The sequence below is a fragment of the Marinovum sp. 2_MG-2023 genome, from assembly GCF_030548265.1.
Classification (GTDB): domain Bacteria; phylum Pseudomonadota; class Alphaproteobacteria; order Rhodobacterales; family Rhodobacteraceae; genus Marinovum.
In genome coordinates, this window is sequence record NZ_JAUOSD010000042.1 from 1 (window position 1) to 14,171 (window position 14,171).

13 protein-coding genes and 1 pseudogene are annotated in these 14,171 nt (G+C 54.4%); 5 read left to right on the forward strand and 9 right to left on the reverse strand.

All coding sequences use genetic code 11. The annotated features are described in order from the left end of the window. Nucleotides 1-227: 227 nt before the first annotated feature. The 8 genes from Q4577_RS22625 to Q4577_RS22660 form a co-directional block, all read right to left on the reverse strand. Nucleotides 228-3,980 (reverse strand): filamentous hemagglutinin N-terminal domain-containing protein, encoded by a 3,753-nt coding sequence (locus tag Q4577_RS22625; RefSeq protein WP_303473076.1) that lies wholly within the window; start codon nucleotides 3,978-3,980, stop codon nucleotides 228-230. Nucleotides 3,981-3,995: 15 nt separating this feature from the next. After that, complete coding sequence (locus Q4577_RS22630) at nucleotides 3,996-5,714, reverse strand: ShlB/FhaC/HecB family hemolysin secretion/activation protein (protein WP_303473074.1); 1,719 nt, start codon at nucleotides 5,712-5,714, stop codon at nucleotides 3,996-3,998. A gap of 295 nt (nucleotides 5,715-6,009) precedes the next feature. Continuing rightward, nucleotides 6,010-6,456: a hypothetical protein gene (locus Q4577_RS22635; protein WP_303473072.1), complete on the reverse strand. Its 447-nt coding sequence runs from the start codon at nucleotides 6,454-6,456 to the stop codon at nucleotides 6,010-6,012. Nucleotides 6,457-6,555: 99 nt separating this feature from the next. After that, a complete protein-coding gene (locus tag Q4577_RS22640) occupies nucleotides 6,556-7,647 on the reverse strand; it encodes a hypothetical protein (RefSeq protein ID WP_303473070.1) in 1,092 nt (363 codons plus the stop codon). 110 nt (nucleotides 7,648-7,757) lie between these two features. Further along, nucleotides 7,758-8,078 carry a type II toxin-antitoxin system RelE/ParE family toxin gene (locus Q4577_RS22645; protein WP_303473068.1) on the reverse strand — a complete coding sequence of 107 codons (321 nt, stop codon included), beginning with the start codon at nucleotides 8,076-8,078 and terminating at the stop codon, nucleotides 7,758-7,760. Next, entirely contained in the window at nucleotides 8,075-8,338 is a 264-nt protein-coding gene (locus tag Q4577_RS22650; RefSeq protein ID WP_303473066.1) for a type II toxin-antitoxin system ParD family antitoxin, read from the reverse strand. The genes Q4577_RS22645 and Q4577_RS22650 overlap by 4 nt, the downstream gene beginning before the upstream one ends. A 71-nt stretch (nucleotides 8,339-8,409) precedes the next feature. Further along, nucleotides 8,410-9,219 (reverse strand): hypothetical protein, encoded by an 810-nt coding sequence (locus tag Q4577_RS22655; protein WP_303473064.1) that lies wholly within the window; start codon nucleotides 9,217-9,219, stop codon nucleotides 8,410-8,412. Then, nucleotides 9,185-9,838, reverse strand: coding sequence for a hypothetical protein (locus Q4577_RS22660; protein ID WP_303473062.1), 654 nt, complete (start codon nucleotides 9,836-9,838; stop codon nucleotides 9,185-9,187). Before Q4577_RS22660 ends, Q4577_RS22655 begins: the two co-directional genes overlap by 35 nt. A 146-nt stretch (nucleotides 9,839-9,984) precedes the next feature. Between Q4577_RS22660 and Q4577_RS22665 the strand changes: the two genes are divergently transcribed. Further along, a complete protein-coding gene (locus tag Q4577_RS22665; protein WP_303473060.1) occupies nucleotides 9,985-11,208 on the forward strand; it encodes an IS256 family transposase in 1,224 nt (407 codons plus the stop codon). 42 nt (nucleotides 11,209-11,250) lie between these two features. Beyond that, on the forward strand, nucleotides 11,251-11,625 hold the full coding sequence (locus tag Q4577_RS22670; RefSeq protein ID WP_303473081.1) for a tyrosine-type recombinase/integrase: 375 nt from the start codon (nucleotides 11,251-11,253) through the stop codon (nucleotides 11,623-11,625). A gap of 268 nt (nucleotides 11,626-11,893) precedes the next feature. Here Q4577_RS22670 and Q4577_RS22675 read toward each other — a convergent pair. After that, nucleotides 11,894-12,049: pseudogene (locus Q4577_RS22675) on the reverse strand (integrase core domain-containing protein); the annotation flags it as partial. 374 nt (nucleotides 12,050-12,423) lie between these two features. Between Q4577_RS22675 and Q4577_RS22680 the strand changes: the two are divergent. From Q4577_RS22680 to Q4577_RS22690, 3 genes are all read left to right on the forward strand, one after another. Then, a complete protein-coding gene (locus Q4577_RS22680; protein WP_303473079.1) occupies nucleotides 12,424-13,182 on the forward strand; it encodes an ATP-binding protein in 759 nt (252 codons plus the stop codon). Between the two features lie 133 nt (nucleotides 13,183-13,315). Beyond that, nucleotides 13,316-13,852: a hypothetical protein gene (locus Q4577_RS22685; protein ID WP_303473058.1), complete on the forward strand. Its 537-nt coding sequence runs from the start codon at nucleotides 13,316-13,318 to the stop codon at nucleotides 13,850-13,852. After that, a complete protein-coding gene (locus Q4577_RS22690; RefSeq protein WP_303473056.1) occupies nucleotides 13,849-14,130 on the forward strand; it encodes a hypothetical protein in 282 nt (93 codons plus the stop codon). The genes Q4577_RS22685 and Q4577_RS22690 overlap by 4 nt, the downstream gene beginning before the upstream one ends. Nucleotides 14,131-14,171 lie beyond the last annotated feature (41 nt).

Consider the following 14,171-nt stretch of genomic DNA (forward strand, 5'->3'; position numbering starts at 1 on the left):
CCACCAACTCCGATCTGCAGGTGCAAAGAGTAGCTTAACTTACGCCAGATCCTGTCCAACAAATGGGGAGTAGCTCATTCTATCCACGATTATTTCCTCAAGTGAAACCCTGTCAATACTCGGGTCGATAGAAAGGTATATTTCAAATTATGGGAGTATCATAGAGATTGATGGCGCAGATCTATATGCTCCAGAAACAGGTTCGCTACAGTGCTTAAAAGACTAAATTAAGAATTCCATGGTCGCCATATTCGATCTCTGAAGAATTCAGCTATTACTAGGCCAGGATTCGAATCAATTTCGGCTGCCAAATCAAGCATAGTTCTGGTCGTTTCATGGATCGCACTTGCGTACGCTTCGAGATCATTTTCCGAAAGACCGGCGCGATTTTGAGAAACAAACTCGGCAGTTCGAACAATATAGTTATTCATTCTCCGTACCTCTAAGTGCATGGAGTCAGCCTGTGAGGCTCCTTCTACTAGCAGCAGAGTGGTGCGTGCAGAATCTTCACTTGCCCAAATTGCAGCATCCTTAAATGCATCTGCTTTATCTATTGGGTTCTTGCTTGAAAACTTGATAGCAATTACCGCAGAGTTAATAGTAATTCTACTTGCTGCCCAGGTTGCATCGTCTGTATGCCCATCGCTTTCTACTTTAGCCATCGCTAAGCCGCCAAGCAAATCTGCAATTGTAGGAATGAAACCTCTTACTTTTCCCGCTGCCGTTGCTTTGAATTCTTTAAGATAGTGCTTTCCCCAAGGGGTTGAGAAATATCGTAGCAACTCGTCTGTGCTATTCACAGGACCAAAAGCTCTGACAAATGCGTTTTTGGTTGCAGGCAGCTCTATGAGCTCGTCTATCGCCGAGTAAAGCTGAACGGCTGACACACCTCCACCAAATAGATCATTTATTTCATGCAGAGAGTCTAGTGTTTCCTGATGACTTAAGCCTCCTACTGCCTGTACTGGCAGAGATTGACTGTTTTGATCCACTGATGAGAAGCTTCTCAATGCACTGTTGCGTTCGCCCCAACATGTTCCTGTTTGCCTGCATACTCGAGACATACCAAAATTCGAGTTTTCAAACTCTTCTCTCTGTTCCGAACCAAACCCGAGAGATACAAATGTGCCGGGATCATCTTGGGGTTTTATAGCGATAACTCGGACTTCGTTCACCGTAAAGCTACCGCTGGTGTTGATCGAGTTTCCACCTGCATCCGTCGCCGTAACGGTAAACGATACCGCACCCGCAATGCTGGGATTGCCAGTAATCGTAACCGTGCCATTGCCGTTGTCGTCCCAAGAGAACCCACTCGGCAAGCCAGAAACCACCAAGGTTAGTCCGCCAACGCCGTTGTCATCAGCAAACAAGACAGGCGTGGTCGTAGAGTATCCGTCATCGCTGTTTAGCTCTGCGTCAGGTAGTGTGGCGCTGCCAACGATTACCGTTGGCGGATTGTCTAATGGCTCAGTGATTTCACGCTCTTGAATATTCAAGCTCAGCACCAAGTCGGTTGAGGTTCCGGCAAAAGTGGTGGCGCGGAAAGTCAGGTTAATAGGTCCAGCGGTGCCATTGAAGTCAATGACCAGCTCATTGCCGACAATCTCGTAACTCCCACCAGACGGCCCAGAAACGTCCAGTGACAGGATAGGAGAGTTGGGAGACGTGAAGAGCGTGGGCAGTTGGATGATGATGCGTTCGCCAACACGATAGGTGCCTGTGGGCAGGGACACCCCGGACACGGCCACCGGAGTATAGAACGCCTCTAGGCCCAGTGCGTCTTGGAACGGGAAGTCAATAATCGCACCGTTGAGCAAAGACAGGGTGCCAAACTCAACATTGTAGACGCTGTTGCGATTGGTGCGGCGTTCGCTGCGCAGGTTCACGCCATCGAGGGTTAAGGTGCCGGTGGTCGCAATACCGTAGTCACCCACAAAAATCTTGGGGAAGTTGTCGGAGTTGGTCGTGGTGGCGTTCGGGTTTTGACGGAACACAATCGCGCCGTCGCCCGCGTCCAGCACCTGGGATGATTGCCCGCAGGAGACTGCGTAAAAACCGTTGCAGCCAATAAAGCCGGAAGCATCACTGCTCCCAGCTGGCAGGGCAGACAATTCGAACAACATCGCTCCACCGTTGGTTCTAATGTTGCCTGGACGAACGTCGCTGGAAGGCCCACCGAAACTCACCACCGAGTTCGTCATCTGGAAGGCCGCGCCACGATAGACAAAGCCGCCACCATTCGTTTCAATGGTGGCATCAGAGATAGTCAACTCACCATCGCGAGACCCCGAAAGAGACCCGTTTACAAATGGCTCCAGAGTGTCAGAAGCTCTGACAGCAACCGTCAGTTCTCCACTGGTGCTGGTGATGTTTGCATTTATCCGAACACTGCCAGTTGACCCAAGGCTAAGTGTAGCATCTCCACCAGCCGTCTTGCTGATCTGGCTATTCACGATAGTTTGTGCGTCATCTCCGGTGCTAACAAGGGTCATGTTTGTCCCGGCATTGAGAGCGCTTTCGACAGTGGAAGCACTGACGAACTCAGTATCACCAGACACAGCGTCACGGTTAGTTACGTAGAGCGTTTCAGGGTCGAGCAACCACATGCCGCCTTGACCCGCAGATACGTAGCCATCGGGCAGGTGCAGAGTGCCCGCTGAAGAGGTTTCAATGAAGCCGCCAGTGCCATCGCCCGAACCGAACGCCAGAATTTTGCCGCTGGTAATGGTGGCGACGTCGGACCACAGGATGATCTTGCCGCCATCGGCATCGCCATCGCCGTTGTCGGTGGCTGAGGCGTTTATAGTGGTGGCGCTATCGACCATCACGGTGGCAGCGGTCGCTATTTCGTAATCCTCGCGGACTTCTTCACCCACTGGGAATAGGTCGCTGATTTCCTGTCCCCCCAAATAGTCACCGCCAATCAGGATGGTGCCGCCGCCATTGGTTCCAGAGGTATCAATCGTAGCCCCTGCGATTTGGATATCTTCGCCGGTAATTTCGATAGTACCGGGCCGCATGGCGGGTCGCAGTGAGGTAGTGACGGCAGTTGCTCTAATTTGGCCGCTGACGCGCACGGTTTGGGGTGGTGCAGCGGCGGGGCGGCTGGTGGCGGTTTGCGCGCCCAGAATGATCTTGCCATCACGCATACCCACTGAGTTAGCTTCGATGACGCCCGTGTTATTGATCACGGAATTAACCGCCGTACGGGCGGTAGCGGCGGTCAAGGCCACCGTGCCGCCGTTGGCGCTAATCGTGCCTTCATTCGCGACCAGATCGGCCATGACTTCACCGGTGGCCACGTCAATGACTTCTTCGGTAATCTCATCGCCAATGGCCAAGCTAACCAAGCCGTCGCCATACAGATCGAGGGCAAAGGTGTTGCCGGAGGCCAATGAGACCGTGCCAAAACGGGCAGTAATGACTCCGCTGTTTCGCACACCGGGAGCCACAAAAGCCGCTAAGCCATGGTCACGCACCGACACCGTGCCTTCATTGATCACGGAAGCAGCGAGGTTGCCGGGCAAGTTGAAGCTCAGTTCACCACGCATAAAGGCGTCGTTGCCGATATCCGCCGTGCTGGCTACCAAACCACCCACGTCCACGCGCGAACCATGACTGAACACAATCCCATCGGGATTGACGATAGCGATATTGCCGTTGGAGTTGAGTGTACCCGCAATCACGCTGGGGTTTTGGGAGCCGACGACGCGGTTGAGTGCCCAAGCGTCAATATCGGGCTGCACAAAAGTAGTGGTTTCCCCGGCGTCGATATCAAAGCTACCCCATTCCAACACCACATTTTGACTGTGCTGGTTGACCACCAATGTGCTGGGCTCAGGGGTGGTGATGGTGGCATCCCCAGCCACCACTTGGCCATCTTGTGGGTTGGCGCTGGCGGCGCTGGCCATTAGCAGCAAGGCCAAGCCAGCACTGGTGAGGGCGGTGCTATTGTGCAGGGTGCGTTTTACCGAAACCATTAACCTAAACTCCTCTTAAAACTGTGCCGACAGGCTGAAAAACCCCTGCCAATCATCATCCACCGCGATGCTATCGGGGGTGTTGAGCGGCTTGGCGGCGGTAATGTCAAAATTCATGCGCCCAATGCCAAATCGCGCACCAAACCCGGCTGAAGAAGCCGTGTCAGAGGACGGGGTGCCCAACGGGGCATCAATATTGCCGATCCGGCCTGCGTCGGCGAAGGCGTAGAGTTGGGTGTAATCAAGGCCCAGCCCTTGGGTGAGTTCACCCGCCGGGACATTGTAGCGCAATTCCACCATGCCCTTGACGCAGGTGTCACCAGTGATGATCGAGCTGTCATAGCCGCGTCCGTACTGCGCCCCGCCGAAACCACATTCTTGCGACGACAATAGCGGGTCATTGGTCCACTGACCAAACACGCCGCCATGCAGGCTGAATCCGTTCCCCAAGGCTTGGGTGCGCGACAGTTCCAGCGTGGCCCGGAAAAAATCGACTTTGCCGGGGGTGCGGGACGCGTTGGGATTGCTATTGGTAGTTGATCCCAGCCCTTCAATCCCTTTGTGGAAGGCCAAGCGCACTTGGTTGGTGCCGTTGTACTGGTCGGCATTGTCAAAGGCCAATTCCGCCCGCAGGATACGCAGGCGGTCCTCAGACGCGGTGCCAGCAAAGTTGGTCGATTCTGAGTTTTTAAGATCAAAGGCCAGTGTACCAGTCAGGTTGCGTGACCGGGTACGGATAAACGGGTACGAGAGGGCGAACGACGCATTGAAACCTTCAGTTTCATAGTCGAGCGCGGTCAGCACCGCGCTGTCCGGGTCGCCTTGGCTGTAGTTGGCATCAAAAGAAAAGCGTAGACCGCTGGCATTGAGCACTTGGTCATAGCCCAAAAACACGTAAGCCAACTCTGGTCGGGTATCATCGTCAGCCGGACCGGCCAATGTCAGACCACCACTGATCTGCTCATTGAAGCCCAACAGATTATTGACCTGCCCAGAGACGGTGAATTGCAGTGGGCCGCTGGCGTCTGAGCCACGATTATCAAGCCGCAAGCCCCAGCCGCCTTGGTCTTCGCTGTTGGTCAGGGTCAACGTACTGGCGGCAGGGGTGGTAGGTGAAGCTGACAGGTTCGATTGCACCGATAGGCCAGGAATATCGTTGGCCAGCAGCATTTCTCGTTCAAGCTGATCCGCATTGAGCGGGCGCGAAGCTTCCACGTTACGGGCGTGACCGTCTAGCAAGCGTTGCCGGGAGCCAAGGTTTTCGGGGAGCGCCACCCGGTCCACATAGCCTTCGATCACTTGCAGTGTGATGACCGCCCCGCTGGGTTCCAGCTCTTGGGGCGGCACAATGGCCCGTGACAGCAAGAAGCCGTTATCGCCGTAGAAGGCGGTCAACGCCGCTGCCGCCTGAAACACGTCCAGCAAAGTACCGTTCTGATCCTGAAACGGCTGCACCACAGCTTGCAGCGCTTCACTAGAGAAAGCCGTGACACCGCTTATCCGAAAGCCCGTGATACTCAGCGGTATCTGTGCCGCTTGTGCGGGCGGGACGGTACTTTCTAGGCCTTGCCGCAACGTTGGCTGCGCCCGCGGGGCTTCAAGTCGCTCAAACCGACTCTCGGTGCGTCCTGGCTCCACCGCGCCGGGGATGGTTTGCGCCATTGCGGTCGTTGTCCACAGCACCACGGCAACCAGACAGATGCCTGTCCGAGACAAGCCAGTATTTCCGTTCACCACTCACGCTCCTCAAAAATGTCCTGGCAACTATACTTTTGCCTTAAAAATCCGATTTCCGCCGGTCAGCACATCGACCATTGCAGTTGCCAACAAACGTGCCAAAACGCATAGCCTTCAAAACGCGCAGTTGTCAGCAGCTCGGTTAGAAGTGTTCCCTTATGGACAGGTCAACGGACCTGAGTCCGGTCAAGTGGAGCATTCAAGAAAAAGGCGAGCATTCACACCTTCATGTTGCAAAAAAAGCGCGGAGGCTTGGAGCTCCGCGCCTTCCGACAAGACGGGTTGGGCTTTGTCAGATCTTCGCTGAAGTGACCTGCGACAGTAAAAAATCTCGCACTTTCGGTACTTTCTTCCAGCCGCTCAAAACAAAGCGTCCCTCAACAAGACGTTCCAGGGCCAGTTCCTGCTCATGTTCGAAGTAGAGGCCGTGATCATCAAAAATGCGGACAAGCAATGGAAAAGTCGCATTCTTATCGAGGTTCGGGATTTCAAAAGAGATGCTGACCGGGTCCGTCAACTCGTCGGGAAAGATGTGACGAAGATAGGTGCTGACAGAACGGCGGGTCCAGACATTGTAGACTTGGCCAATTTCTTTTTCGAAATCCTTCACGTTGTCCGGTGCCCAACAAACGTCGCGTTCCCATTGAACCAAATCGACAAATTCATTGAAAGCCATAAATGGCTTCGCTGGCGAGCAAAACGTCTTCAGATTGGCAGGTGATCTTTGATAAGAAATCATGGGTACATCCTCTTGGTTGAGGACAGCCAAGTTCATCAAATAAGATGATTCTTTCAGAGACGGGGCTCCGTCCTGCCAGGGCCGTAGTTGTAAAGAAGTCTAGCGAGATCCCGCTAAAATACCGCGCAACTCATGGGCATTGGAGATTCCAAGCTTGGACTTGACGTTCGCCCACACGTCGAACGCCCTGGACCTTTGAATACCGATTTTCTGTCCGGCGGCCTGAACGCTGTCACCGGCACAGATGGCATCGAATATCTGGCGTTCTTGAACAGTCAACAGCCCCAAAGCATAACTTGTGGTTTCGCGGTATCGGCCGTTCCCGAGCTGGAAACGAAGAAGCCAGTAGCGTTCTTTCTTTTCTTTATAGAGCGGATCAATCTCAAACGGTGACGCTTGAACAGCGACCGTACTATCGGTTGCTTCATGACGAGGCATATCGGGCATCAACTGAGCCTGGGATCCGGTAATTTCCACGTTGTGAGCTAAACTGACTCGCCTAGACGGACCAGAAAATCGGACCACTCCCTGCGCTTGAAGATCCTGAAACGCATCGTTGGAAAGATACAGATCCCCGGAATGTGTCACGATACAGGTCGGCACCGCACTGTCGGATAAGCTATTCAGCGCAGCCTGCCCAGCTTGCCGGCACCGGATCACATGTTGGCTGGACTGCCACGCTTCGCGGAGCACCGAAGCATGGGTGTTACAGTAGTCCAAAAGGGTTTTGCTATCATCCGTGTCATAGTGTTCGAGAAACAGATTTATCGCTGTCCAATGCCCTGGAAAACGGTCCAATTCGAAAGCCACCGTGTCTCGCAATCCCCCCGCTTCCAACCAATCAAAAAAAAGGCGATCAGACGCTTCTGCGGGGTGGCAAATCGTCGACATAATGGTTGGGAGGTGCGGGTGATGTGACACTTGGGCCGCCGCCCAAGGATCAATTGTTCTAAGCTCTTCGAGGTAATAAACAACGGCTTCAAGCGGAAAACCCTGGATTAGAGGCGAATGATATTCGCGTTCCAAGGCATCATCATTCACAATCTGGCAGGTCTTTCGATCCCGTAAGGTGATGATTGCCGCTTTGGCAGGGGTCACACCAATAACATGCTGAAGAACCTGCTGCCATTTTTCTGGATTGCGAACCGCTTGAAAAACCAACCGAACCAATTCTGAGTCTAAGGTCTTCATGATATTCCCAACTCAAAAAACGGCTTTGGCAATGGAACGCACCCCACGTTGGAATTAAAAAATCACACCGCATTCAGAAAGCATACATCATGCCAAAATGAAGAAAAGTACTATTCGGCCCCTTCTTCCTCGGTCAGTTCGACTAAGCGGGCCGCTTGGTGCATGCGTTCGTGCAAGATACAAACCACAATAATCTCGTCTTCGGTTGGCTGCCGCCAGTAAATCCGATGGTGTTGGCAATGAGTGACAAACCCTTCGACGCCCAACTCAAAAGGGATGGCGCGCGGCACCAACGGTGGCAAGCTCTCACAAGCCGAGAAGAGGCTGCTCACATAGTCGTCAGCTTGCTGATCGCCCCAAGTATCCTGTGTATATTCAAAAATGTCGTCAAGCGCCCGCAGCGCGGCAGGCATGTAGCGGATACGGCTCATGCTTTGCTGGTTTTACGGCGTTCCTTGAAGCTATCGAAGTTCATTTCGACCGCCTCACTGTCTGGCTGCGCGAAGGCGTCCTGCAGGGTGGCTTTAAGTTTGGCAAAGGCGCGTTGCTCTTCCCGCTCGCGATCACGACGGATCAGGTCGCGCACATACTCCGACGCGTTGTCATAGTCCCCTTCCACCCCCACACGGGTGGTGACAAACTCGGTTAAGGGGGTCGTAAGCCGCACAGATAGGTTCATAGGTTTGGGCATCAAGAAATACTCCTCGTGCAGATTATACAGGAATATCTGGCTTGAGCAAGAATTTGGGCTACCAATACGACCTACGCTAAACCGACATCCAGCCCAGTCCTGCACTGCCTCTCAAAGGTGTTCCATCCAGAAACCAGCTGCCCAGCCAACTGGTTTTCGTCCGCTCCAGTATCGCGGTTAAGCCGGTATATGAGCGTCAATTCCGGTGTTCCATCGACCAGATCTTGGTAGGTGGGGCGCTCTTGGAAGACGAAGGACCACAACTTTTCAGTTTTCTCTTTGGTGGGCGCGTTCATGATGTGTTTTGTTGGGTGTTCCATCAGTTTTTTGGCGATGTCGAAATAGGCATCGATCTCGTCCTCACGTACCCCGGTAGACTGCAGCTGTTGCCGTGCGGTTTTGATAGTCCCTTCCAGATCTTCGATCTGTGCCTCAAGCTTTCCCTGGACGACTGCAGACTTGCTGCTGGCAATCTTGTCGACTAAGGACGCTTGTCGTTGTTGTGTGGCTGAAATGTGTTGGCAGATTTGAACCCCATCCTGCTTGCGGGAACGGTTTTTCTGGATCCAAACATCTCGCACCACCTCACGAAACAGCGGTAAGAACCCCGGCTTGGCCTGCAGACTGTCCAAATAGTTGCCTACCGTCTTTTCGAACACCTTTTGGCTGACCCCAAAGTACTTGTGACCTCGGTTGCAGTGAAAATATCCAAAGTAGTTTCCCGACTTACCCTTGGAGCGGGACGCCACCAGTGGTCTTTCACATTTTGGACAAGCCACCACGTGGCGCAGCAAAAATTCTGGATTGTGGCGATGGTTGCCCTGTTCCGCGCGCGTTTCTTTAATCTCAAGGGGTCCGTCTCTCAGTTTGACGATTTTCAAGGTGCCTCTGTTGGCTCGATTGAAGAGATCGATTGAAATGAGTGGTCATGACCGGTTTATCTTGGTTCCAGCGTTCGCATCGCACGCCGCAATAGATCGTCTTTTCAATGTAACGGTTAAGCTGTTTGACATCGAGCAGTTTACCTCCGGTCTGACCAACAACTCGGCGGGTCTCCTCGTCGTAGATGTTCATCGACCGGGACCGGTACCCCATAGCATTAATCGCCTCACAAATCGCGTCGTCGTGCCAGCCGCCATCGGCTTTGAGCTCAAACATCCGAACAATCCACGGACCTTCGACGTCATGCGGGATCATGATCGTTTTCTTTTTGCCGTCTTCTGTGACGATTTTTTGATTTTCGTAGCCAAAGTTGGCAGACTGGCATTGGTAACCGTCACGGGTCAATTGGATCTGCTGTCCGATAGTGCGCGTGAGGATGTCTGACGCCTCTGCGCGGGCTTTTTCGGCCATAAATATCTCTGCATAGTGACTGGGCGACTCCATCGCCCATTGGTACTCCACGCCCAGATGTTCCAGACGATTGCGCTCAGGTTGAATAATCCCGGTGGTGTCGACCAGCCGTACGTTGAGTCCACGCAATCGGCGTTTTAGCTGCAAATAGATCTCGGTTCCACCCCGTGTGAACCGATCTATGTCACCGACGATAACGGCATCTATGTCCCGGTTTTCATCCAGGAAAGTGAACGAGACTGTGCGGAATTTTGTGCCCCGGCGTGGTAACCCCCTGATGAGGAGACCCACGTATGAGCATCGACAAAGACCTTCTGGACCGCCTGATGGAAGGGCGGTCGCCCGGCGATCTTTTTGGCAAGACGGGCATACTTTCTGAACTGACGAAGGCGCTGGCCGAGCGGGCGCTGAGCACCGAGTTAGACGTTCATTTGGACGAGGAAGGCACCGACGAGGTTCCTGCAGGTCAAGTCCAAGTGGCCAACCGCCGGAACGGACGTAGCCAAAAGACGGTGACCACCGACAGCGGAAAGGTTGTCCTCGACATCCCACGCGACCGCAATGGCACCTTCGACCCGCTGTTGATCGCCAAGTACCAGCGCCGGTTTCCGGAATTCGATCGCAAGATCGTCAGCATGTATGCGCGCGGCATGACCACCCGTGAGATCCAGGGTCACATCGAGGAAATCTACGGCGTCGAGGCATCCCCCAGCCTGATCTCAGCGATCACCGACGCCGTCATGGACGAGGTCACCGCGTGGCAAAATCGCCCGCTGGAACCCTGCTATCCAGTCGTCTTCATGGACGCGATCCGGGTCAATATCCGCAGCGATGGGGCGGTACCGAACAAGGCGGTTTTCGTGGCGCTGGCGATCCTGCCAGACGGTACGCGGGACGTTCTGGGGCTGTGGTTTCAGGCCAATGAGGGCGCCAAATTCTGGGCAAAGGTCCTGAACGATCTACGCAACCGAGGTGTCCAGGACATCCTGATTGCCGTGGTGGACGGCCTCAAGGGCTTCCCACAGGCCATCGAGGCGGCCTTTCCCCAGACCCAGGTCCAGACCTGCATCGTTCACCTGCTGCGCCATTCCATGAGTTTCGCCAGCTACAAGGATCGCAAGGCCGTGGCCTCCGCCCTGAAGGCCGTCTACACCGCTGTCGACGCCGAGGCGGCAGAGGCCGCACTGGTCGATTTCGAGGACAGCGATCTGGCCCGGCAATACCCTGCCATCGCACCCAGCTGGCGGCGGGCCTGGAACGAAGTCATCCCCTTCCTCGACTATCCGCCCGAGGTGCGGAGGCTGATCTACACCACAAACGCTATCGAGGCGCTCAACTCGAAAATCCGCCGCGCCGTCCGAACCCGCGGCCACTTCCCCAGCGATGATGCAGCCGCGAAGTTGATCTATCTTGCGCTGAATGCTACTTCTCAAGAGTGGAAACGCTCAGTGCGTGAATGGCACGCTGTCAAAAGCCAGTTTGCAATCATGTTCGAAGACCGCTTCCCAATGGCGTAACAAAATGCGCCTGGGCACAAAATTCCGCACAGTCTCGGCCGGATCAGTTACAGACGGCAGAAAACTGAGGATGATGGGGGCGTTCTAATAGACATTCCTATCCATCCTGAGCTTCGTGCTGTGCTTGATATCTGTCCGAAAGATGCCTTCACATTTCTCGAGACACAAAATGGAAAAAGTCGCTCTCCAAACGGGCTGGGAAACATGATGCGCGAGTGGTGTAATGAAGCGGGCCTTCCGAACTGTTCCTCTCATGGGCTCAGGAAAGTAATTGCAAGACGGGTGGCCGAAGCGGGCGCGTCTCCTCATGAGATCATGGCCGTCACCGGGCATTTGACGCTTGCAGAGGTGACCCGCTACACAATGGATGCTAATCGCCCAGTTTTAGCCGATGGCGCCATTGAGAAGCTAAAATAGAACGATCATAGAACAATGTATTGGCGAACCCTTGTGGTAGGTTCGCCGATATGCATTCAAGTCATTGAAAAGATGCACGAAAAATACGGGGTGGCGAATGCGGTGGGAATGCAATGTTTACTTACTTTCAAACACTTAAACCGGCGAACCCGCCCACTTCACCCCCTTGCAAGCAAATAAATAAATTTTGCCATGACGAACCCAAAATTACTTCTCAAGTTTCTCCAAGATTTTTTCCGCGCTGATAAGCTTTGGCTTAGGTTTCATGTCAGGCCGCGGCATTCAAGTATTGGTTCTGGGTATCATAGGCCTCGGGCAGGGTCCGCAGGCCATGTGATGAGTGTGGCCGCTTTTCGTTGTATTCACTGATCCAAGTGCCGATCCCGTTGCGGGCGTCCGATCCGGTCTCGAATACGTTCAGGTATGGGTTCGCGCAGCGGAGCGGAAAAACGACTCCACTCATAGAGTTTCGCCGTGACAAGACCTTTTGAGCGACGCGTTCATTCCTTGGAGGCAAGCATGCCTTGACTACGCTGCATCGAACTCGTCCAAGCGAGTGGTGCCAAGCCGGGCCGCCGCTCTCAATGGCATTCAACAGACATGATATTGAAAAGGAACATATTTTCCATTTGCTCTCTTCACCTTGCCGTAAAGCTGTGTGCAAGATTGGGCCACGCCGAGATTCATGGCAAAATGCCCGACGCGATGTATTGAATTTGTGGCATAGAGAATATGATTGCCGAGACAAGAAAACGACAGGCCGACGCGACCCCACACGCAGCATCGCTGATTGAGGGAATGCGGGATTTTGGATATACCTTGGAGACGGCAATGGCTGACGTCATCGACAATTCGGTGACGGCAAAGGCCTCCAAGGTGGAAATACTCGCTGAAACGGCGACGGACGAACCGTGGATCGCGATCGTCGACAACGGGGCAGGCATGACTGAACCCGAATTGATCGAGGCGATGCGGCCGGGCACGAAGAACCCGCTTCAGGAACGCGAAGGGCATGATCTCGGGCGGTTCGGGCTGGGTTTGAAAAGTGCGAGTTTCTCGCAATGTCGGCAATTGACAGTCATTACCAGAAAAGATGGCCTGACGTCCGCTGCAACTTGGGACCTCGACAAGGTCGCTAAGACCAACGACTGGCGGGTCGACCTTGAAGATAACCTGACTGACATTCCCGGGGTATCGCGACTACCGGAGACGGGGACAATTGTTCTCTGGCGCAAACTTGACCGTCTCTCGACCAATTTCCGGCACGACACCACCAAACGTTCCGCCGAGATCAACAAGGCCATCTCCGGGGCGGAGCGGCACCTGAGGCTCTGCTTTCACCGATACATGGAAGGCAGCAAGCCTGCTCTGCGCATCTTGCTTAACGAACGGAAGCTGTCTCCGATCGATCCCTTCGCGACGGATCATCCCGCTACGCAGCCCGGGCCGGAAGAGCCCTTGCCATTGCTGAACGGCGAGGTCGTGACCCAATGTTTCACGTTGCCGCATCACAAAATGATGTCGAAGTCGGAATGGGAAAATCTGGGGGGGGGCTGAGGGCCATCTGCGGTCACAGGGCTTCTATATCTATCGCGAACGTCGTCTGATAATCGCCGGCAGTTGGCTGGGGCTTGCGCGCCAGACGGAGCTGACAAAGCTGGCGCGGGTTCGTATCGACATCCCGAACACAATGGATTCCGACTGGAAGATCGATGTTCGGAAAGCTTCGGCGCAGATGCCGCCGGTGGTTCGTGAACGGCTGCGCAAGATCGTGGAACGCCTTCAGGGTACGTCGAAACGCACCTACCAGCGTCGAGGCCGCAAGTTGGTTTCGGAGGAATACCTCCCGCTTTGGAACCGCATCCAGAAGGACGGCGGCATCGTCTACCGTCCGAACGTCGAGCACCCTTCGATCACCGGTTTTGCCGCGGCCTTGCCGGAAGAGTTCCGGCATGGTTTCCAGACTTGCATCAACCTCATCGGCAGAGGTCTGCCCATTGCAGCGTTGCATGCAGACATGCTTGGCGGCGCAGAGGACGTGACATCGGACGAGAGCGATTTCGCAGACCTGGCCGACTCGGCAGAGTTGGCCATTCGGGCGCTTCTGGCTTCCAGCATGACAGGAAATGACGTGGTGCGGGCGCTATGCTCGACGGAGCCGTTCATCCACCACAAGGACGCGATTCGACGGCTTGTCGAAGACATGGAACAAGGAGAACCCTCGTGACCGCACAGCTCAAACATCTTGATGATGTCGTATCGCAATCACTGGCTCATCAGCGTAAGAGCGGGGCGGAACTGCGGTCCTTCATCATCACTATGAACGCGGCGCTGAACGTCAATGCCTCCCCAGAAGCGCTGGAACAACTAGCGCGCGACATCGAAGAGCGCTTCGGGATCACCATGGGGCTTGGCGCAATGGTCGATGACGGGGACTTCCGTCCTTGGCTGGACGAGGCGAAGGCATCCATCGTGACCTGCCCCCTGCTGGTCCCTCATTCATAATGAGAGTCTGCAGGTTGAATCTGGGTATTCGGCTTCCGCGT

Bases quoted from the DNA above. Each gene is read 5' to 3' on its own strand.
- Q4577_RS22645 (WP_303473068.1), bottom strand. From the start codon at position 8,078: ATGAGCCGTATCCGCTACATGCCTGCCGCGCTGCGGGCGCTTGACGAC.
- Q4577_RS22625 (WP_303473076.1), bottom strand. From the start codon at position 3,980: ATGGTTTCGGTAAAACGCACCCTGCACAATAGCACCGCCCTCACCAGT.
- Q4577_RS22665 (WP_303473060.1), top strand. From the start codon at position 9,985: ATGAGCATCGACAAAGACCTTCTGGACCGCCTGATGGAAGGGCGGTCG.
- Q4577_RS22685 (WP_303473058.1), top strand. From the start codon at position 13,316: ATGGATTCCGACTGGAAGATCGATGTTCGGAAAGCTTCGGCGCAGATG.
- Q4577_RS22640 (WP_303473070.1), bottom strand. From the start codon at position 7,647: ATGAAGACCTTAGACTCAGAATTGGTTCGGTTGGTTTTTCAAGCGGTT.
- Q4577_RS22635 (WP_303473072.1), bottom strand. From the start codon at position 6,456: ATGATTTCTTATCAAAGATCACCTGCCAATCTGAAGACGTTTTGCTCG.
- Q4577_RS22650 (WP_303473066.1), bottom strand. From the start codon at position 8,338: ATGCCCAAACCTATGAACCTATCTGTGCGGCTTACGACCCCCTTAACC.
- Q4577_RS22680 (WP_303473079.1), top strand. From the start codon at position 12,424: ATGCGGGATTTTGGATATACCTTGGAGACGGCAATGGCTGACGTCATC.